Raw genomic sequence first — 20,232 nt, forward strand, 5'->3', positions numbered from 1 at the left:
CAAGATGAATAGATGGCTGCAAGAAAGGGCAACATTATTCATTTTTGAGATCATTTATGAAACACACATTATTTATAAGCACCCTTTATCTGTTGTACTTTAAACTGCGTAAATTCTTTGAGCGCTTGTATGACCTGATCCTGTTCTTCTTCCTTCAGCTCATAAACGCACTCCCGTAACCACTCGCCAAATAGAAAGGCTTGACGCCCTTTCCGAGGGCTCTTTCTTAAGGAGTCGAGGCAACCCTCAAACTTATCGTTCAGGACGTCGGTAAGATTGTATTTCTCAATCTTCTCTATTACCATTCCTGCCCCATATTCCGTTTCATAAACTATGACTTCATTAGAATCAAAGGAAACGTAAGATGTTTCTTTACCTTCCTTTGCCCTGAATTCCTTAAGCTTGTTAAATGCCGTCTCATAAATGTAGTCCTGAGACTGTTTAAGCTGTGGCAGCTCATAACCATGCTTTAAGGTCTTGATATATTCAATATCTGGCATATAGTCTGCCAAATGATACATCCGATTCTTCAGATCTGTTCCAAGTGCTTCGATGATCTTGTCCAGATTGTCTTTTAGCGGAATGCTCTCTCCACGCTCGATCTTGCTAAGCTGTGAGTAACTTATGCCGCTCTTTTCTTCCAGTCCTCTTAAGGTTAACCCTCTCGTCTTTCTGATGTGCCGAATGAAATTACCCAGCTCATCGGGATAGTTCTCAAAATCATTCATGGGAGTCACCTCCCTACTATCATAACACAACATAACAATTTGTGTTGGCTTATAACAATTAATACTAGTAATTACTTGCCTCTGAAGGGTGATTCTCAGTACCAAAAACCCAATATAATACTAGATTTCCAAAATATCGGAGAAGATTTGATACTCATCTGCCAGGCTCTGGATTGTAATCGTTGGTTGGGAATTACAGCGTATCGGACCGAGGAGATCTTATTAAGCTGATTTATGCCATTTCACTCAGCTATCGGACTCAGATGCAACTGTTCATTTAAATATACTACGGTTCGGTGCAAAAGTATGACAATAAGAGTTATGATGTCCGAAAACTTGGAAAAAGACCACCAAAAAGTTGAAATAGCTGCAATACAGTCCATAATGATCCCAAACCATCTACTGTATGCAAACCATTGTGTGCTTCCAGCTAATCCAATTTGTTAAAAAAACAGCCAGTCCCAACAACCTGGAACTGGCCATAATCGTTACTCCAAAACACTCAACAGATTGAGGATCATCTGTGCACTTTCGGCACGTGTGCCGTTTTGCTTCGGAGCAAATTGCGCTACAGCACGTCCCTGCATCAATCCAAGTCTGTACACCTCGCTGATAGCCTCTTGAGCCCTTTGTGGTGCAGTGCCGATATCATTAAATGCTGAAACGTTAAGACTAGCTACAGATACGCTGTTATTGGCATATGCATATGCACGAGCCAGCATCGCTGCCATCTCTTGACGAGAGATCTTGGCATCCGGTTCAAACAGTAAAGCGGTCTGACCGTTAACAATTCCAGCTTGTTTTGCTAACCCTACTGCTTCTGCATACCATTTATCAGCAGGTACATCAGTGAAACCAGCTACTGCTTGACCTTTTAAGCCAAGCGCACGGACTAACATCGCTGTAAACTCCGCACGTGTAACCGCACGGTTTGGATCAAAACGATCCACAGCTACCCCCTGTACAAGTTGTTTTGCCGCAAGCTGCTTCACAGCAAGGTAAGCCCAGTGATCCGGCTTCAGATCATTGAATGTTTTGTCATATTCTAATACAACATATTTACTAAAATGACTGACAGCAGCAGATAGATAACCATTCATCCATGTACTGCTCATATACTCCAACTTACCGGCATCATCCATAAAATAAATACCCAGTAAGCTTTGCTCTACAGTCGCACCGACCTTATATGAAATCTTGATCGGCTCTGCAAACTGTCTTAATGAGAAGGACTGGCCATTTTCTGTGAGGATGCTGAGCGACCATTCTTGCAGATCACTTTTCGCTCTCAATTGTGCTCCAGCTAGTGTACCTGCACGATCCAACAGATCCACGGCTGTATTACTAGCTAAAGTGTTCAACCGTAGTGAAATCGTACTCTTGGCAAGAGCCTCAGCTGAGATTAGCTTACTAAGTTCTGCCAGTACTGTAGCAGGAATCGTAACGGATAAATCCTGCATAACCACTCTAAGCGGTGCGCGTCCAAGCAGTTCAACCACATTGCCTGGCAAAAGCAATTCCGTAACCGATCCGTCAACAGAAACCACAACTTCACCTTGAGCATTCTTGTTCTCTGACAGTTGAGAGGCTGTTATAGTTACTACACCTATTTGTGCAGATGCCGACGGAGTTGGTGTCGGTGTAGCAGTTGGCGTTGGTGTCACAGCAGGTCCCGGCACCCAGCCTCCTGGTGTTGGTGTTGGCTCTGGGCTTGGTGTTGGTTCCGGTGTTGGCTCTGGGCTTGGTGTCGGAGTCGTACCTGGCGTGCTCTCAGTCACTGTCAAAATATATTCAGTGCTGAACCCCTTATAAACAGCGCTGACTTTTGTTATACCAGCACTCAATGCGTGAAGCTCCCCATTCTCACTAATCATTGCAATGGAATGATCAGATGTATCATACCTTACGCCCTCGACCAATTCTTGCTTGCTTCCGTCACTATATACCGCCTGAACAACAACGGAGCCTTTATTTCCTTGTTCCAGCGAATCCGGCCCTTTTATCGTTATTTCTGTAAGAATAGGAGCCTCATCATTTGTTACGACGAGACTATACTCCGAGGCGAACTCCCTGTAGGTTACTGAGATCACAGTAGAGCCTTCCTGATGAGCCTGGACCAAGCCCTGTTCATTGATTGTAGCAATATGCTCATTCGAGCTGGAATAATGAAGTCCATCCAATATTGGGATTCGTTTACCGGATGCATAGACAGCTTCGGTGACTGTCTGGTCGACCTCTGCTGGTTTAAGTTGTCCTTTGCCCTGAAGCTTAATCGCTTGCAGCGCATCTACAGTTATCTTACTTTCCGCAAAAACATTCGGGTAACCTGCCACTGTGACTCTCACCTTAGCTGTCCCTGGTTTTAGAGCTGTAACCAAGCCATTTCCATCTACGGTAACTACTGATTCTGCCCTTTCAGGAACGATGGACCAAATTTTTGTCAGATGATTAGCCTCATCCGGCACTACCTTAGCTTGCAATTGCAGACTAGCACCAGGCTCAAGCTCAACAGCTGTTTGATCCAGCTTAATGGATTTTGGAACAAAATTTTCGATCACTAAACGGTCAATTTCTACACCGTCTACCGTTCTTGCCGTAACCGTAATCTCGTTCTTCCCAATTTCAACAGCCGTATAGATTTGCTCATCTTCGTCATATATTTTTTCCTGCCAAAAACGTGGCGTCAGCGCATAGAACTTAGGGCCGGAGGAACCGCCGATAACATATCGTGTGCCTTCGCCTTCTGCTACCTGCTTACCATCCTTCATTGGAAAAGTTCGCAAGTAAATATGATCATGGCCGTTCATCACTAGATCCACATTATGCTTATCAAACACCGGCACCCACTTTGCTTGCACCTGTTCATTCGAATAGATGCTGCCATAGGGCCCTTGATGGAAAAAAATCACCTTCCACTTTTTATCTGTAGCAGATAGATCCTGATCCAGCCACTCTGCCTGTTCAGTGAACGGAGCACCTGAATGCTCTGTATTCATAACAACAAAATGTGTATCCTGAATGTCAAAAGAATAATTCGTACCTTTTACGCTCGCCGCACCGTTTTGCGGGTTATTGAATTGCGCCAGATAATCCCCATCGCCATTGGTTCCCATCACTTCATGGTTCCCAATAATCGGAACAAGCGTGGTATTCATCAGCTGCTTTTGGGCTGCATCAAACCACCAGTTCCACTGCTCTTGTTCAAAGCCTTTATCCACCATATCTCCAGCGTGGACCAGCATTTCAGCATCCGGCATATAGGCAAAAGCAGCCTCTATCGTATTGCCCCAAAGACTAAATCCCGCTTTAGAATCTGCTTGAGAATCTCCGATAAACAAGAATTTTGTAGAAGCGCTCTCCCCCCCGCTTGTAACGAAGGTTCCTTGCTCACTTACATTTGACTCCCCATCCCCCACACGATATACATATTCGGTTCCAGGGATAAGCCCTACTGCCTCCGCTTTATGAACTCGCATCGTTCCATCATTGTTGGTGTTGTAAATTGAACTGTTGCCAGTAATTTTCATTACATTCGCTGCTTGAAAGCTTGTGAATTCTGCCTTTTTCACCAATTCTACTACAGTATTCACGGTTAGCGGTTCTGTCTGCCAAGTAAACTGGCGAGAAGTCGCTGCATCCTGGCCCATCGTAACATTAACATTACGCGGGGCAGCAGTACCGTCATATGGAGCAACCTTGAACGTCATTACAGGACTATAGGTATTTCCTTTTACCGCCTGCAATTTAAAAGTTCCTTCTGCTGAAGTGACAAAGCCAGTAGTAAGTGTCCCACTTCCCTCTGAAGTTGCGCCTTGTACCTCCAATCCATCGAACAGCAGCTTCGCACCTTCAACAACACTTCCATTCAGATCTTTTACCGCAAAAGACGCATCAAAGCCCTTCGCAAGATCATAATGGTTCCAAGTGAGCATCAACTGTGTCTTTACAACAGATTCAACAGCCGCTCCAATAAAAGAAATAGGAACCCCGGTACCTTCTGTCGAAGTTACAGATCCGGATGTATTTTCAATTACAAAAGGTTTGCTTGTATCCCCAGCGAGCTGCTCCTGTGTAAAGGGACCCACATAATCATTTCGAACCGTATATTGAATTTGTCCGATGAGATCCGTATCTCGTAGATTGGAGGAATTGATATTCGTTAGGTTAAGACGCACAGTGCCCAAAGCTGGATCAATGATTGACTCCATTTGCGTTTCTGATACCTTATCCCCTCGAATTACCTGCAAATCTTTAACTGCAGCCGGATTAAAAGCAAACGTAAGATTTCCTTCCTTCAGCTTACCCGCTTTCTCTGCCGTTACATCCAAAGTGTAAGTGTTCCCGGCATAAACGGCTTCTGGTGTTTTGTACACATAGAACGGAGAGCCCAAATTCACTGTAAAATACCATTCTTTTATCGTCTGGTTACCGCTCAAATCGCGGATGGCAACTTTTACTTTATGACGGCCTTCTGTAAGTGGAACCTTTGGTTTATAAGTGATCTGACCTTTTGGAGGATAAAAGCCATGCTCCACTATTTGATCGTCCACATATACTCGTGTTTTGTCCGGATCGATTAAGGTCGTTCCCGGATGCACCACTGGATCATAACCATCATCCTCACCATTGACGGAAAGGGTCGGTGTAGCTGTTTTGACAATCTCGTTCACGCCAGGATAGGCATCTTTAAGCACAGGAGGTGTTCTATCCTCCTCTATCGGACCATAAATGGCACGAATATCATCAACGTAAATTGCACCTGCGCTCTTGTTAAGATTGCTTGTCTCCATATAGCGAACAGGCATATCCATCGTTAACGGGGTGGTTTTTCCCTTAGGCACGGATACTTCGACGTATTTCCACCCCGTCCAGTTCACTCCATTCACCTGATCTGTAAAATCCACAGGCACTGCCGCATTATTGCCATCACGAATCTGTCCCCGCAGCCAGTGCTTTTTGCCATCTCCGTAGATCCACATACTGATCTTCTCAGGATACCCCGGAATCTGAATCCGATTGGCGGTTGAGCTTGCGGCTAAATAAGCACCGGATGTGCCTGTTTTATTAACAAAATCATATTCCAGCTTCAAGGCTTTATCCCCGTTGCGGACAAAATCCTGATCCGTCACTTCCTGAATCGCTACACTGTTAGCTGCTGCACTGGAGGCTATATATTTATCAATGCCATTCTCAAAATCCTCCAGCATTACAGGCGGCAACCCCACATTTACTTCAAATGAGGTCTGGGCGTCCCCGTACTTAGCATAAATCTTCCCGTTCTTCCCGTTTTCACTCGTCGCTTGAAACAAACCCTTCTCGTCCACACTTCCGATCTCGCCCTCAACCCGCCATTCAAAACTATGGTTGTCAGCTTGAATTACCTGTCCATTACGTAGCGCCTTCACAGTTAATTGCGCAGCAGCACCTGAAGAATAAGTTTTGATCTCATCAGGAAACCTAAGGTCTGTGAGCTTATCCACGACTTCGATTTCCCCACTGCCTTTGACTGTCCCAGCCTCTACAATTACCGTTCCTGTGCCGGCAGTGGTTCCTGCGGTGAAGACTCCGTTCGCATCGACAGTACCAAGGTCAGCGTCCACCTGCCAATTCAGCGTACCCGAATAAGGTGCCGGATGGCCGTTCTCGTCCACTCCTGCTGCTTTGAACATAAAGCTGGAGCCTTGCAAAATACGTTCCGCATTCGGCTGCACAACCAGCTTAGAAGCTGTAGATTGCTCTGGGGCTGTGTTGACGACCAGCAAACCGTTGCCGGTTTTACGTTCATAGCCATCAGAGCCCTGATTCATCATTTTGACACCAGATGCACCCGGCATTCTGGCCACAAAAGTAGAAGAGCCGCCACCATCCAGATTCATGGCGTTCACTACGCCCATATCCTTCAGAATGTTGCCAAGCTCATCGGTATCTACGCCCTCACTAAAACCTGGCGATCTTCCATCCACTTCGAATAAAACGAGACTTCCGTCCGCTTTTGTCCCAATGGCTGTACGCGGATGAATTCCTAAAGGTCCAACACCTTGTTGAACTACTCCGTCTTTTACCAGCGGCCCTTCGCCGCCAATGGCTACCTTCACATCATTCCATTCTCCGCTAAGCGCAAAGGTCGCAGTAACGTTATCGCCAGCCGATAACCCCTGCAGAACAGCACGAGACGTTCCGTTAGCAGACAAAACTACTTTTCCTTTGGTAAGCGGCGTATTGCCTTGATTGTTGCGAATCTCAGATACCTTCAGCTTCAAGGTCTGACCGCTCTTCACTTCTCCCTCGACAATATCTAGAACAACCTCGTCACCCTCATTGGTCGACTTTGTAGTTGTATTATAATCTTCCGTATAAAGAACCAGCTCATTCGTATTTCGATAACGGTTGATGCTGGTTAAATTAGTTGTTTTTCCATTAATCGTTACGTTCTTGGTCAGCTTCGGCACCCCATAAATCGAGCTGCCATCTTCTTTTAAACCGAAAGTAAAAGCTGAAATCGAACTGTTCAGGATTACACCATCATCCATAAATAATCCATTTGGAACACCCGTGGCAAAACCGGAGATTTCATAAAAATCACCGTTAATCCCTGCGATCACCCGGTTTCCAGGCGAATCCGCATAAGCGGCCATTTCTGTAACACCCTTCATACCGTATACCTTTCCATCCTTCGTACCTGCCCGCAGTTCTAAATGGCCTTGCCGTGGGTTGAACTCCACTGCATGTATCTTTTGTAAACCACGTTCATTCTGAAGATCCATCCAGGTGTACATCGCCCCAGGTGCAAGCTCTGTTTGCCGTATATCAATAACGGTTCCGTAGTTTGTTGCTGGTAGATCAGAAATGGAAGCGTGAACAAATACTCCCGGCTGTAATAACGAAATCAACAAAACAAAAATAACTGCCACATTAATTTGCCTTAGATACCTTCTCACTGTGTTGACATCCTCCCCACTTGGCTGTCCTTATTACGATCTGAAATGGACAACATCATAGGGTTAATATTAACTAGGAAGCGTAAAGGTTAGATAAAATCTACCAAGGCATACTGTTAACTTCTTCTAATCCCCTCCTCAAATTCATGTTTCAACCTGTTGATGAATCTTCTGACTGTTTTCGATCCTTGTTTAGAAGCTGAAACAATGGACCCCGGAGTATTATGATCTGGTGATCGTAGCTCGATCGTCTTCATGATCTTCTGAGAACCCTCAAATGTTTTTAGAAAGGAATAATCCATCCCAATCGTGATCGCGAGTCCTGACGCAACTGCATTATCAATGGCACGGGTGTTATTGCTTGTAAAAAGAATATTCATCGGCCCAACTTTCAGTAAATAACGCTCCACAAAGTCCTGTATGTAATGATCATCGTATAAAACCAACGTCTGGCCTACTAACTGTTCGGGTGTAATTATTGTATTTAAAGCTAGTGGTGATTGAGGATGTACGCCTACAACAATCTTACCTTCCATTAATTCCTCGAATACGACCCCTTTATGTTTCTCTGATAAGCCCTCTGGCGAGACCATCAGTCCGATATCCATTTCATCCTGAAGCACATTATCCAGAATTTCTTTAGGCCCCTTTTCAAAAATCTCTATTTTCACATTTGGAAAATCCGCTTTAAAACCGGATATGACCTTCACGATTAGATGCATGGGTCCCGGAATCGTAGCAATCTTCAAATGACCACTAAGCGCATCGCTGTAGATCTGTGCTTCAGCTTTTAATTCATTTACTTTCATCAAGACTTCATTTGCTTTGCCGATAATGGCTTGTCCCTCTGCTGTGGGAACTGCTCGTTGGCCTCGCGAACGAATGAACAAAGTAACTCCAAGCTCCGCTTCCAGCAGTGTTATGGACTGGCTTATGGCAGACAGGGTGATATGACGATTCTGAGCAGCTTTGGTTAGTGAACCAATCTTTGCGACTTCTACGATATTCTCGCATTGCTCTAAATTCATTTGAATCACTCCTTAAGTTAATATTTACTTAACACCTATTAAATTTACTTAAATTTTAATTAATTTAAACAAGTGCTACAATGTAAATAAGTTAGTAAATAACCTTTTCACCTTATGAACCTATATTTCTAGTATAACTATATTTCTCGAGGAGGAGTCCCAAATGACAGACAAAAGAGTAGCCGTAATTACAGGTGGAGCCAGTGGAATCGGGAAACAAACCGCAATTAAATTTGCAAGTAAAGGTGATCAAGTGGTCGTTGCCGATTTCAATCAACAATTAGGTGAAGAAACGGTCGCACAGATCATCAAGGATGGTGGCGAAGCTATTTTCGTCAAAACGGATGTTTCAAAATACGAAGAGGTAGAAGCACTGGTTGAGAAAACCGTTGCCACATATGGAAGAATTGACGTTATGTTCAACAATGCCGGGATCGGCCGCGTCACTCCTGTACTAGACCAAGACCTTAAAGATTATCATAGTGTTATTAATGTCAATCAGCATGGTGTTGCCCACGGTATTATCGCAGCAGGTAAAAAAATGCGTGAGCTCGGCATCAAAGGGGTCATCATCAATACAGCTTCTGTATTTGGATTCCTAGCTTCCCCAGGTACATTCGCGTATCACGCTTCTAAAGGTGCGGTCATTATGATGACTAAAATCCACAGCACTTGAAATGTCCGTTCATGGAATCCGCGTGCTTGCCGTTGCTCCAGGCGCTGTAGATACGCCAATTATCCAAGGATATAAAGATCAAGGAATGGTCGACCAGATGAAGAGCAAAGTAATGGGTAACAAATTAACATTGCCTGAACAAGTTGCAGACACTGTATACTTGCTCTCCTTACCAGAAGCTAGTGCAATTAACGGTAGTGTTGTAATGGCTGATGAAGGTTATGCTTCATTTAAATAAAAAATTATAGATCAAAAAATCCAAGGCTTCCCGAGCGGGATGTCCTTGGATTGTTTTGTATTACTCCCATGATCTCTGTTCATTGATTTCCAGCTTACGTTTAAATGCCTGCTCTAGATCAATATCCAGTTTATTGGCTAGATCAAAAATATTCCACACCACGTCGTACATCTCAAATCCCAAGTTTTCTTTCTTCTCTGCACCGGGGTCGAAGGATACGGATAGCACCTCTTTGGACAATTCCCCTACTTCAGTCATTAAGTACAGCATTCTCTGCTCAATGGAGCTCGTGTCAAAACCTTTGGTTTCACTGAACTTCTTCACATACTGTTGAAACTCAGATGTATTCATTTCGTTACGCCTCGCTTTTAGGGTATAAAGTTATGTAGTAATTAGGACATCTTTACATGAAGTATAACAAATCTAACCTCTGAATCCTCTTTTATCAATCTCCACTATACTTATTAACTGTTATGGGATAATAATAAATTTCTATATCCTTATATATAAAACCTCTTCGTTGAGCAGCCAACAAGGTCTCGTACATATTCATTCTGCCTACAGGATTATCCGTATGTTGATAAATTTTATTTGCTCTTAAACCATGCTCACAAAAGTATTTCACAAAATCATACCCATTCTTCAGCTCATTTCCCTCGGTGTCTTCAACTAGATCATGGTCAAGCGAAAGAATATTCACTTCATTATTTTCAAAAAGTTCATTTGATGGACTATGCTTTGAAACTTAATTTGAACTAATACAAATTTCAGTTAGGATGACAAACTGACTTTGTAATGAATCCTGAAAACTAATATACTTAACAATATATTTGCTACGAATGAGGTGGAAATCAAGTGGAAGTTGATGATCCAAAACAAATTATATTACAGGTTGGCTCAACACTCAAAAAACTTCGAAAAGAAAAACAACTGAGCCTTGAAGAATTATCAGAACTGACGGGTGTGAGCAAACTTACCCTTGGAAATATTGAACGCGGAGAAACAAATCCAACGGTTGGAATGTTATGGAAAATCTCAAAAGGCATATCTTTACCGTTTATGGCTTTGTTCTCATCAGAAAATCCTGTAAATCTTTACCGAGCCGGTGAAGGACTACGATTTGCTAGTGATCAAAAGAATTGGGTCGTTGAACCAATATTTAAAAATGCAAGCCATGATATCGAAATGTACCGTGCATATTTACAACCTAACAGCTCTTACCATCCGGAAGTTCATCATATGAATACAACCGAAATTGCGACGGTAATGACAGGCACCATTACCATTCATGTTAATGAAGAAATCTACACATTGAATCAATATGATTCGATTAGTTTTCGTGCAGATGGTTCACATTCATATTCAAATCATACGAACAGCGAAGTTGTTCTACATATCACCTTAAAATATGGAATTTAATATTCGGAAAATTCCGGTTTGTTTTATTATCAAATTACACAAAGAATCTTCATTCAACGAGGATTCTTTGTGTAATTTTTTTGCTCATTTTAAAAATAACCAATTAAAGATTAATGAATATAAAGAAGTTGAATTCACATTAATATATTATAATATACCAGTTGTTATAATATATTAATTATAATATACTTATTTTATTCGCGCGAATGGTTGAGATTTTAAAGATCAGAAGAAAAGATAAAAAGATAGTACAAGTATTGATTTATTTTTAAGATAATTATGTAGGAGGAGACATCATGAGTTCGCAAAACCAATTTATTAATAGTAAAGATGAAACATCAAGTCATAAAAACCACATGCAATCTGCAAGATGGATAATTATACTGGGGATTATTGTTATTGCGGCAAATCTACGTGCTCCCCTAACCTCGGTTGGACCTTTAGTAAGTCTCATCCGGGACAACACTCATATTTCCAATACTTTAGCAGGCTTGATCTCCACAGTCCCTCTGCTTGCTTTTGCCTTGTTATCACCTTTTGTGCCTAAATTAGGTCGAAAGTTTGGAGCGGAACTCATCATTCTGATTTCCCTCATTTTTTTAACCATTGGCATTGCTTTACGTTCCCTAACTGGAGCGGTTAATTTGTATATCGGAACGGCTATCATTGGATTTGCAATCGCAGTGTGTAATGTATTATTGCCGAGTCTTATTAAACGGGAGTTTCCTAAACAAGTTGGTACGATGACAGGTGTTTATGCCATTTCCATGAATCTATGTGGCGCGATTGCTTCTGGTATTAGTATTCCTCTTGCAGTTGGATTAGGTTTGAAATGGCAAGGTGCGTTGGGAATCTGGGGTATTCTAAGCATTGTATCCATAATTTTTTGGTTACCACAAATGAAATATCGGACGAAACAAACTTCTGTTGATGGCAATAAGCAGGTGGTCAACAATCATGTGAATATATGGCGATCCCCGCTTGCTTGGCAAGTCACCTTGTTTATGGGGATACAATCTACAATATTTTATGTTCTAATTGCATGGTTACCTGAAATCCTAAAACATCAAGGCATCAGTTCTAGTCAATCGGGTTGGTTTCTCTCAATTATGCAGCTGGCACTACTTCCATTTACTTTTATCGTTCCTATCATTGCTGGGCGCATGTCTAGCCAACGTTCTTTAGTTGCCATTACATCGACTCTGCTTTTGATTGGAACACTAGGATTAATTTACGGGAGTCCAAGTATGATTCTTTTGTGGATCATTATACTCGGAATCGGAGGAGGTTTCGCTTTTAGTTTGTCCATGATGTTTTTCAGCTTACGTACAGTTAATGCACATCAGGCTGCAGAACTATCCGGTATGGCACAATCCATTGGATACCTGCTTGCTGCAATTGGCCCGGCGTTAATCGGATATTTGCATGATGTAACAAACAGTTGGACCCTTCCACTCTTCATATTAGTTGGCGCATCTGTCTTACTCTTTATATTTGGTCTAGGTGCTTCTAGAAATCAATTCGTGGGCCCTACTAAATCATAAATTCATAATTTAAAGTAAAAGAATTGGGCGAGCAATGATTTGGGAATTTTAGATTCAATCAAAAAAACACTCCTTTATTGGATTTTCCGAACCCAATAAAGGAGTGTTTTTTTGTATATCAAGCTCTTTTATTTCGAAATGATTGAAGTTGTTTGTAAACAGTGTTACTCTATCAACGGTAAACTCAAAATCTTATGCTCCTCAATACATCTATTAATAGTCACTATTTTAGTTATAAAGAAAGGTAACACTATGATAAAAGTTGATAATTTATCCTTCGCATTCCCGCAAAAAGAACTATATAAAAACATTTCATTTACGCTTGAAGAAGCACAACATTGCGCTTTTATAGGAACAAGTGGCAGTGGTAAAAGTACACTGATCGATATACTGATGGATCCTGAAAAATATTTGTTCGAAGGCAAGTTAGAAATTGACCCAACCTGCAAAATTGGATATGTAAGTCAGTTCTCACAAGTAGACAGAACTAAAGAAACAACCGTTTTTGAATATATAGGAGAAGAATTTATTAAGATACAAAATGAAATAACAGCTATTCTCACTGAAATGGAAACATCATCAGATATTGATTCATTACTCGAAAAGTATCAATTAGCTCTAGATGCCTTTGATTTAATGGATGGAAATGATTTTGAAAGCAATATTAATAAGAAACTAAATTTAGCCAACCTTTTGAAGCTAAAAGATGCTAGGGTATCCGATCTAAGTGGTGGGGAATTCAAGCTTATTCAAGTGATGAAGGAAATGCTGACTAGTCCAGACTTAATGATTATGGATGAGCCCGATGTATTTTTAGATTTTGAAAACCTAAATGCACTTAAAAATCTTATTAATGCTCACAAAGGAATATTGCTAGTTGTTACGCATAACCGTTATCTATTGAATCATTGTTTTAACAAAATTATACACCTTGAAAACATGGAGATCCAAGAGTTCGATGGGCGATATATTGAGTATAACTTCTCATTACTTCAGACGAAAATTGAGTTACAAGAAATCGCAGTCGCTGAACAAGAAGAAATTGAGAGATACGATAACATTATTGATAATCTTAGAGCGATCGCAACCTATAATTCAGAAGCATCTAGAGGGAGAGCGTTAAAAGCTAGGGTTAAGTTTCAAGAAAGATTGGAAGCACGAAAAATTAAAGCGCCATTCGTTGATATTAAGCAACCGAAAATCAGTTTTGGTGTGGACAATGAAATTGAAGAAGACATCACTGTTTTAAATGTGAATAATTATAGTGTTTCCTTTGATGAGTTGATTTTAGAAAATGTTAACTTTGAGATGAAACCTACAGATAAAGTAGCCCTTATCGGTCCAAACGGTACCGGGAAAACGACTTTACTCCGAGATATCTTTAAAAATAATCATGATTCAATTGAAATAAATGCTGATATTAAAGTGGCTTATCTTTCTCAGCTTCAAGACGAAGTGCTAAAGGATTCTAATACCATACTAGAAGACTTCATCGATGCTGGGTTTGCAACTTATGACGAGATTAGAGCACATCTTTCAAACTATGGCTTTGAAGGAGAAATTCTTAATCAAAAGATAGAATCTTTATCTGGTGGCGAAAAAAATATACTGCAGTTGGCAAAAGTTTCTGCTAGCAAAGCAAACTTATTGCTTCTTGATGAACCGACAAGCCATTTAGACACCTATACACAAATCGCACTGGAGAAAGCCATTGAAGACTATAAAGGTGCGATTCTCATGATTTCTCATGATTTCTATTCTGTAGTAAATGGTATGGATTATGTATTAATCATTGACGATAAGACGATTAGAAAAATGAGTATGCGAAAATTCAGAAAGATGATTTATGCCAGTCATTTTGATAAAGATTATTTAGAAAATGAACAAAATAAAAAAGCAGTTGAAATGAAAATAGAATTAGCTTTAAAAGACAATAATTTTGAACTTGCAAAAGGTATGGTTGACGAGCTAGAAGAGCTGATTAAGCTGCTTTAAACTACAACCCTCTGGTGGGAAAATGTCTACAAAAAAGACACTGATGAATAAGATCTCAGTGTCTTTTTACTGCATTGATTTGTTGATAGTTCTTGCCGCAACATACTGCCTAATATAATAACAAAACCCAATAAACCATATAGGTTTATCGGGTGAGATGGAAAAAGTTTATCGGTTTTTAAATACTGACTGTAAACACCTACCAGCAACCTACAATTCCTTACCACGCACTGCCCCTAACCCTTTCAACTAACCTTATGCTCAATCCGCAGCTTGTCAGCTACCAAGGCAGTAAATTCCGAGTTAGTAGCCTTAGATTTGGAGATATTAATGGTGTAGCCCTTATGGGGTAAGGGATTTCACATCTTGGTTATGTTAATTGTTCATAGACTTTATTGGCATACGGTTAGACATAAGCACGCAAAATTGTTTACATATTTTATTATGTCGTAAGCATCTAGAGTTAACAATGACATTACATTGTGACTATACTACGTGGCCAGATATAAATAAAAAAATAGGTGCAATGCATTTTCGCATCACACCTATAAATTAGCTGATATACAGCTTTTTATTAACATTGTCCCAGCTTACCTTATGACCTAGTGCTTTCAATACACTAATTAGAACATAGTTCTCATTATCTTTAATAAATCCGTTATGTACACTATTATCTTTAGTTAGAACGTCCTTAACTGCTTCCACATTATCATCCTCTTTTTGAACTGATTTATCTGGTTTCGGACTAATAAGAGCATAGTCAAAAACTGTTTGAGTTGGCTGTTTACCATTACGATAATCTGCTGTAGACAGTCCAAACGTCAATTGAAAATGTGGATAATCTTTAAACGAAGTCCAATCTCCGCCCCATTCGAAACCCAACTTTTTTGCCTCATCAGTACCGCTTTATCAGTTCTTCCTCAAGGTATTCAATAGACTTAGATTCTTCCTCGCTAGCATAGTGAATAACTAACAAATTCATTTTATAGTTCCTTTTGCTCATCTGATTTTTACCGATCTTTTTATCATGTGCTTCAGGAGTGGCGTAATGAATAACAAGTTTATATTCGTTCTTGTTGGTTTTTTTAGTCATATGAAACGTTCTCCCTCGTAATTGCATATAACAATTATAGCCAGGAGATTAAAATCTAAACTGTGGTCATTACTGAGAACTACTCAATAAAGTATATGAAATAGACACATATATTAAAGCCCCTGAGATAATCCTCAAGGGCTTTAATATTACTCTTTAGTTTTAGATTCGGCTTCCATAAACTCCATATTATTACAAATATACCACAAAGTAGATTATGTTATGAAGAAATGTTTAATGTCTTTATTCTCTTGTTTACTATTGTTCAGTTTATTCTCAGCTACTGTGGGTGCTACAGCAGTGAACACTCAATATCTTGAAGAAATACAAAGTATTCAAGATAATCTTATCAAGAATTTGGAACAGGCTGATGTTGACAATACGAAAGAAGCAAATCAAGCAATCAATTCATTTTTTCAAAATAATCCTGTGAATGAATCCTTAATAACGGATTACTTTGTTAATACAAACCAAAAAACTGTTCTTCCAGAAACTGAAGCTGATAGCGACATGGATCTCAAAAGTTATTTAAGAACTAACATTGAGAATGGAAATTTCAAAGAACATATTATCTCAGATAATGTTAAAATTACATTAACTGATTCCCCATTCTTTATTGTCGAGACAGTAACTGATGATGAACAAGTCATTGATAGTGCTTTATTATCGAGCGATATGGCTAAATTAGCAGCAAGTCAAGCAACACCAACAAAAACATATACTCTCGATGTTAAAAGTATACTGGGAAACACAATTTTTTCAATTAGTGTACAAGGGTACTTTACCTATAATGGTACAGCAGTTAATCCTCATCTAGTCGATGCTTGGTATAACAAAGGCACTTTGTCAATTTGGCAGGTTGACGATTGGGAAGAAGGAGTTACCTATGAAATGACTGGAAAAGTGAGAATTTTCGGAAAGGGTAAATTTCATTTCGGACTTGAAATCGCAGGTTATGGACTAACTGTTCAGGATAAATTTTATAATGTATTCCAAGAAGGCGATAAAAGTGGAGGAGTACTTTGGGATAAAACTGTCAACTAAAAAACAATAGAGGAGAAAAAATGATTAATTTTCTAAAATCAAAGTCTTTCCTTGTATCGACAGTACTATTCAGTTTAATATTTATTATTAATATTGCAGTAACTGATTCATCAACTGAAGAAATTGCTCTCGCTGTACTTAAATCATTATTGGCTGGAGTAATTTGTGGATTCGTATTTGGCGGAATTCTCTACTTAATACAGAAAAGAAATAAAAGAATTAATTAATACTAATGGAATTCTATGGAGTAGTTAATTTTATGGAAAAAATCAGGCACTATACAGTAAATTCTGTAACGCGCCTGATTTTTTATGTATGTTTAATGCTCTCTCAAGTTTAATTATCTTTAGCTTTTTCAACTTAACCATGTTTATATATATCTTAGTAAAACAAAAAATTTATTAACTTTCCAGATATCTTCTAAAGTCAATTTTTAACCAAATATGTATCTTATTAATCCGATCCTCAGTATAGCTTTTGTTGCTTTCATTGTACCAGTCCTCAAAACAGAATTTCCATTTTTGGCTGTTGCAACTATAACAAGCTGGTACACAGTTGGATAAATCGTTTGCTCCATCGTCGTTCACATGTTCTTTGTGTAGATCATGTTTTTGCATGGTAGCGCCTCTTGGAATATAATGATCATCTGCTTTTAATCCAGAGTAAGCACACGAATTATCAAAATAATTTTTACAATTAGTCCACTCTATGTCAGTAATATTATAATTTTTAGCAGTCCTTTTATCTCTATATACCCTTAACCTATCCTTGTTTTCCTTTGTCCATTTCTTAAACTTTCCATTAATCCTTCTGTTTTCGAACTAATTCTTTTTCTTATTTTTTCTTGAGAATCGTGTTTCCTTACGCTTTCTAAATGCTTGTCATAGTTCGTTATACGCCATTCCAAACCTGTGACAGTTACAGTCTCACCGTTTATTCTAATTGTGTTCTTTTCGACTCCCTGCCCATCCCCATTACTACATTTGCTTCAGACTTGGGGAACCTAGAAATGTGATGAATCATAACGTAATTGGTGCGACCAGCGGCTTCAAGTGCCTTACGCAGCTCTTTTGCCTCTCGTTTCTTTGCTTCCTTTTCAATAGGCCCATTTTATGTAATCTCCTTCGGATTCATTTTTTAATTAGCAGTGTTATTATACTTTGCTTAATTGCAGTTCTGTGTAATATTTAATTTCACCATGCTTTTCTAACTTTACTGTATACCAGTTATTACTATAGGCATAAACCTTTCCTTTACCATCTGGCGTTGTAACATTTTCACCAACTACATATCGATTCACGTTTACACCCTCCAATTTTGTTAAGAAGCCATTAATATTTAACTATTATTTTGAGTAAATAATCGTTTTATTATAGAATATTTTCATTATTTCACCACATGAATAGTTCGAGAGTATGTAAGTTTGGTTTCAGATGGAATAGAATATAAAACAACAAAAAGACAGCTAATTCTAAACAATAGAGTTAGCTGTCTTTTTGAATAATTATATATCCATACTAGCCAGAGGACTATGTAGTTGATATCTTCCCAATCTCTTCGTCTGAAAAATCAAGATATGCATTTTGAGTAACCTCCACTGAGGAATGACCTAATATTCTACAAAGACTCAATTCCCCATTAACTCTTTTAAGTAAACCTTTAATTTTCACAGGCATTTTCAGAATCGCATTCATTTAATCAGTAATTTTTTTAAGCTCAAAAATAGTTGCCTCTGCTAACAAGATAAGCCTATCGTTATTAACAACAAAAAAACTTAAAGGTATTCCAAGGTTTGTAGAAGGGTCACTTATATTTATTACTTTTACTACATCATTTATATTTAAGTCTGGGATATCTATTTTATATAATCTATAAAAAGAGTCAGAGTTATAACATGTCGCTGTAATCTCATATAATGGTTTTTTTAGTTCATATTGATAAACACTATAGTTTTTAAGTCCTTTTGATGAAAAAAAGTCTTTTTTGATGATAATTTCATCTCCAATAAATTTTTGCCCTGTTGGATATTCAGAAGCATCATTATATGAATTTGCAAATCCTAAAAGCTTCTCAACTTTCCAAGTTCCATAGAAATATTTTTCAGTTTCACTATCCAAATTTATACTTTCCTGAGCACAATATACGGATGTGTTTTTTTGAATAATAGACTCATCCGTTGCAGGTTTAGGCTCACTAGAAGTATTTGAATTTGATGTCATTTCAACATTTCCACAAGCCGATGCTAGCATCAACATTATCATAATACAAACCAATAATATTTTTTTCATATTTCAACTCCCATTATTTTTTCAAGTTCAGATGTCTCCTTTTAGATAAAATATTTGTTTTATCAGATGCTAAATTGTTCCATTAGATAATCTCTATAATTAACTTTATTGAAGAAAGTTAACTGTTCATCTGCTTCTAATTCATTTTTCACAAGATGTTTTATAAGATATTCCCTGCGAAGTACAGTACAACAAAATTATCAATCTGAAATTGAAAATCAGTCATAAACAAACACTCCTCCATTGGATTTACCGAACCCAATAAAGGAGTGAAATTTATACATATACAAATAGAAGTTTATAGGCAAAATCGTTTCAGCCTAAACACCTACCAGAAACCCACAATCCCTTACCACGCACTGCCCCTAACCCTTTCAACTAACCTTATGCTCAATCCGTAGCTTGTCTGCTACCATGGCAATAAATTCCGAGTTAGTAGGCTTAGATTTGGAGATATTAATCGTGTAGCCGAATAAATGGCTGATGGAGTCGATGTTGCCACGGGTCCAAGCCACTTCAATCGCATGGCGAATGGCACGTTCAACGCGTGAAGGCGTGGTCTTGAATTTCTCTGCTATGGCTGGATAGAGTGTTTTTGTAATCGCACCAAGGATCTCGATATTGTTATATACCATGGTGATCGCTTCGCGCAGGTACTGATAGCCCTTAATATGTGCTGGAACACCGATCTCGTGGATGATCGAGGTAATGTTAGCATCAAGATTCTTGCCCTTCGTAAGCGGCACTACATTCGATCTGGACGTCGACGAATAGTTGTACATGTTAGAGGATGAGCTCATGCTGCCTTGGACCCCTACAAGCTGACGTACACGATTTGCCAGGACCTCCATATCGAACGGTTTCAAAATATAATAGGATGCACCAAGCTGTACAGCTCTTTGAGTGATGTTCTCCTGACCAAAAGCGGTCAGCATGATGATCTTCGGTTGAGGATTCAGATCCATATCACGCAGACGTTCCAAGACACCCAGACCGTCTAAATGTGGCATGATGATATCAAGAATAAGGACATCGGGAACTTTGCGTGCTTCGCTTAGCATTTGAAGCACTTCTTCACCATTGTAGGCGATACCCGTTACCGTCATATCTTCTTGTTCAGAAATGTATTCGGAAAGCAAATTCGTAAACTCCCTGTTATCATCGGCCAACAACACTTCAATATTCTGCACTGGCTGCTTCCTCCTTAATTATATCTGCTATTCGAAAATAACATTTTTTTC

The 20,232-nt window shown here is 39.3% G+C and carries 13 protein-coding genes and 5 pseudogenes; 5 read left to right on the forward strand and 13 right to left on the reverse strand.

The window, feature by feature from the left end:
- Positions 1–68: 68 nt before the first annotated feature.
- From NST34_RS22990 to NST34_RS23000, 3 genes are all read right to left on the reverse strand, one after another.
- The gene (locus NST34_RS22990) at positions 69–728 is read right to left on the reverse strand and encodes a helix-turn-helix domain-containing protein (RefSeq protein WP_042190416.1); all 660 of its coding nucleotides are present in this window, start codon (positions 726–728) and stop codon (positions 69–71) included.
- Between the two features lie 488 nt (positions 729–1,216).
- A complete protein-coding gene (locus NST34_RS22995; protein ID WP_341128827.1) occupies positions 1,217–7,666 on the reverse strand; it encodes a phosphodiester glycosidase family protein in 6,450 nt (2,149 codons plus the stop codon).
- A 116-nt stretch (positions 7,667–7,782) separates the two neighbouring features.
- Positions 7,783–8,694: a LysR family transcriptional regulator gene (locus tag NST34_RS23000; protein ID WP_076284497.1), complete on the reverse strand. Its 912-nt coding sequence runs from the start codon at positions 8,692–8,694 to the stop codon at positions 7,783–7,785.
- A gap of 163 nt (positions 8,695–8,857) precedes the next feature.
- Between NST34_RS23000 and NST34_RS23005 the strand changes: the two are divergent.
- Positions 8,858–9,608, forward strand: a pseudogene (locus NST34_RS23005) (SDR family NAD(P)-dependent oxidoreductase).
- A gap of 60 nt (positions 9,609–9,668) precedes the next feature.
- Here the strand turns inward: NST34_RS23005 and NST34_RS23010 are convergent.
- Complete coding sequence (locus NST34_RS23010) at positions 9,669–9,959, reverse strand: MazG nucleotide pyrophosphohydrolase domain-containing protein (protein WP_042190426.1); 291 nt, start codon at positions 9,957–9,959, stop codon at positions 9,669–9,671.
- 94 nt (positions 9,960–10,053) lie between these two features.
- A pseudogene (locus NST34_RS23015) lies at positions 10,054–10,317 on the reverse strand (cyclic-phosphate processing receiver domain-containing protein); the annotation flags it as partial.
- 146 nt (positions 10,318–10,463) lie between these two features.
- Between NST34_RS23015 and NST34_RS23020 the strand changes: the two are divergent.
- The 3 genes from NST34_RS23020 (at position 10,464) to NST34_RS23030 (ending at position 14,566) form a co-directional block, all read left to right on the forward strand.
- Positions 10,464–11,027, forward strand: coding sequence for a helix-turn-helix domain-containing protein (locus tag NST34_RS23020; protein WP_076284496.1), 564 nt, complete (start codon positions 10,464–10,466; stop codon positions 11,025–11,027).
- A 296-nt stretch (positions 11,028–11,323) separates the two neighbouring features.
- Positions 11,324–12,571 (forward strand): CynX/NimT family MFS transporter, encoded by a 1,248-nt coding sequence (locus NST34_RS23025; protein ID WP_076284495.1) that lies wholly within the window; start codon positions 11,324–11,326, stop codon positions 12,569–12,571.
- A gap of 252 nt (positions 12,572–12,823) precedes the next feature.
- Complete coding sequence (locus NST34_RS23030) at positions 12,824–14,566, forward strand: ABC-F family ATP-binding cassette domain-containing protein (RefSeq protein ID WP_076284494.1); 1,743 nt, start codon at positions 12,824–12,826, stop codon at positions 14,564–14,566.
- A gap of 245 nt (positions 14,567–14,811) precedes the next feature.
- Here NST34_RS23030 and NST34_RS23035 read toward each other — a convergent pair.
- The 3 genes and pseudogenes from NST34_RS23035 to NST34_RS23045 form a co-directional block, all read right to left on the reverse strand.
- A pseudogene (locus tag NST34_RS23035) lies at positions 14,812–14,907 on the reverse strand (sporulation transcription factor Spo0A); the annotation flags it as partial.
- 409 nt (positions 14,908–15,316) lie between these two features.
- A pseudogene (locus NST34_RS23040) lies at positions 15,317–15,463 on the reverse strand (M15 family metallopeptidase); the annotation flags it as partial.
- A complete protein-coding gene (locus NST34_RS23045) occupies positions 15,462–15,659 on the reverse strand; it encodes a hypothetical protein (RefSeq protein WP_076284493.1) in 198 nt (65 codons plus the stop codon). The pseudogene NST34_RS23040 and the gene NST34_RS23045, both read right to left, overlap by 2 nt.
- 300 nt (positions 15,660–15,959) lie before the next feature.
- Between NST34_RS23045 and NST34_RS23050 the strand changes: the two genes are divergently transcribed.
- Entirely contained in the window at positions 15,960–16,703 is a 744-nt protein-coding gene (locus tag NST34_RS23050) for a hypothetical protein (RefSeq protein ID WP_341128828.1), read from the forward strand.
- A gap of 401 nt (positions 16,704–17,104) precedes the next feature.
- On the opposite strand, the gene NST34_RS32185 is transcribed toward NST34_RS23050, so the two are convergent.
- From NST34_RS32185 to spo0A, 5 genes and pseudogenes are all read right to left on the reverse strand, one after another.
- A complete protein-coding gene (locus NST34_RS32185; RefSeq protein WP_076284490.1) occupies positions 17,105–17,320 on the reverse strand; it encodes an HNH endonuclease in 216 nt (71 codons plus the stop codon).
- Between the two features lie 536 nt (positions 17,321–17,856).
- Positions 17,857–18,003, reverse strand: coding sequence for a hypothetical protein (locus NST34_RS23055; RefSeq protein WP_234532344.1), 147 nt, complete (start codon positions 18,001–18,003; stop codon positions 17,857–17,859).
- Positions 18,004–18,207: 204 nt separating this feature from the next.
- Positions 18,208–18,331: pseudogene (locus tag NST34_RS23060) on the reverse strand (tyrosine-type recombinase/integrase); the annotation flags it as partial.
- 66 nt (positions 18,332–18,397) lie between these two features.
- Positions 18,398–18,991, reverse strand: a complete 594-nt coding sequence (locus NST34_RS23065; RefSeq protein ID WP_341128829.1) for a hypothetical protein — start codon at positions 18,989–18,991, stop codon at positions 18,398–18,400.
- 374 nt (positions 18,992–19,365) lie between these two features.
- Positions 19,366–20,181: a sporulation transcription factor Spo0A gene (gene spo0A / locus NST34_RS23070; RefSeq protein ID WP_042129795.1), complete on the reverse strand. Its 816-nt coding sequence runs from the start codon at positions 20,179–20,181 to the stop codon at positions 19,366–19,368.
- Positions 20,182–20,232 lie beyond the last annotated feature (51 nt).

It is taken from the genome of Paenibacillus sp. FSL H7-0714 (genome assembly GCF_038003765.1).
In the GTDB taxonomy this organism is placed as follows: Bacteria; Bacillota; Bacilli; order Paenibacillales; family Paenibacillaceae; genus Paenibacillus_AQ.

Excerpts from the sequence above, each read along its gene's own strand:
- NST34_RS23010 (WP_042190426.1), bottom strand. The coding sequence starts at position 9,959 with ATGAATACATCTGAGTTTCAACAGTATGTGAAGAAGTTCAGTGAAACC.
- NST34_RS22990 (WP_042190416.1), bottom strand. The coding sequence starts at position 728 with ATGAATGATTTTGAGAACTATCCCGATGAGCTGGGTAATTTCATTCGG.
- NST34_RS23030 (WP_076284494.1), top strand. The coding sequence starts at position 12,824 with ATGATAAAAGTTGATAATTTATCCTTCGCATTCCCGCAAAAAGAACTA.
- NST34_RS23000 (WP_076284497.1), bottom strand. The coding sequence starts at position 8,694 with ATGAATTTAGAGCAATGCGAGAATATCGTAGAAGTCGCAAAGATTGGT.
- NST34_RS23045 (WP_076284493.1), bottom strand. The coding sequence starts at position 15,659 with ATGACTAAAAAAACCAACAAGAACGAATATAAACTTGTTATTCATTAC.
- NST34_RS23065 (WP_341128829.1), bottom strand. The coding sequence starts at position 18,991 with ATGAAAAAAATATTATTGGTTTGTATTATGATAATGTTGATGCTAGCA.
- NST34_RS23025 (WP_076284495.1), top strand. The coding sequence starts at position 11,324 with ATGAGTTCGCAAAACCAATTTATTAATAGTAAAGATGAAACATCAAGT.
- NST34_RS32185 (WP_076284490.1), bottom strand. The coding sequence starts at position 17,320 with ATGCAAAAACATGATCTACACAAAGAACATGTGAACGACGATGGAGCA.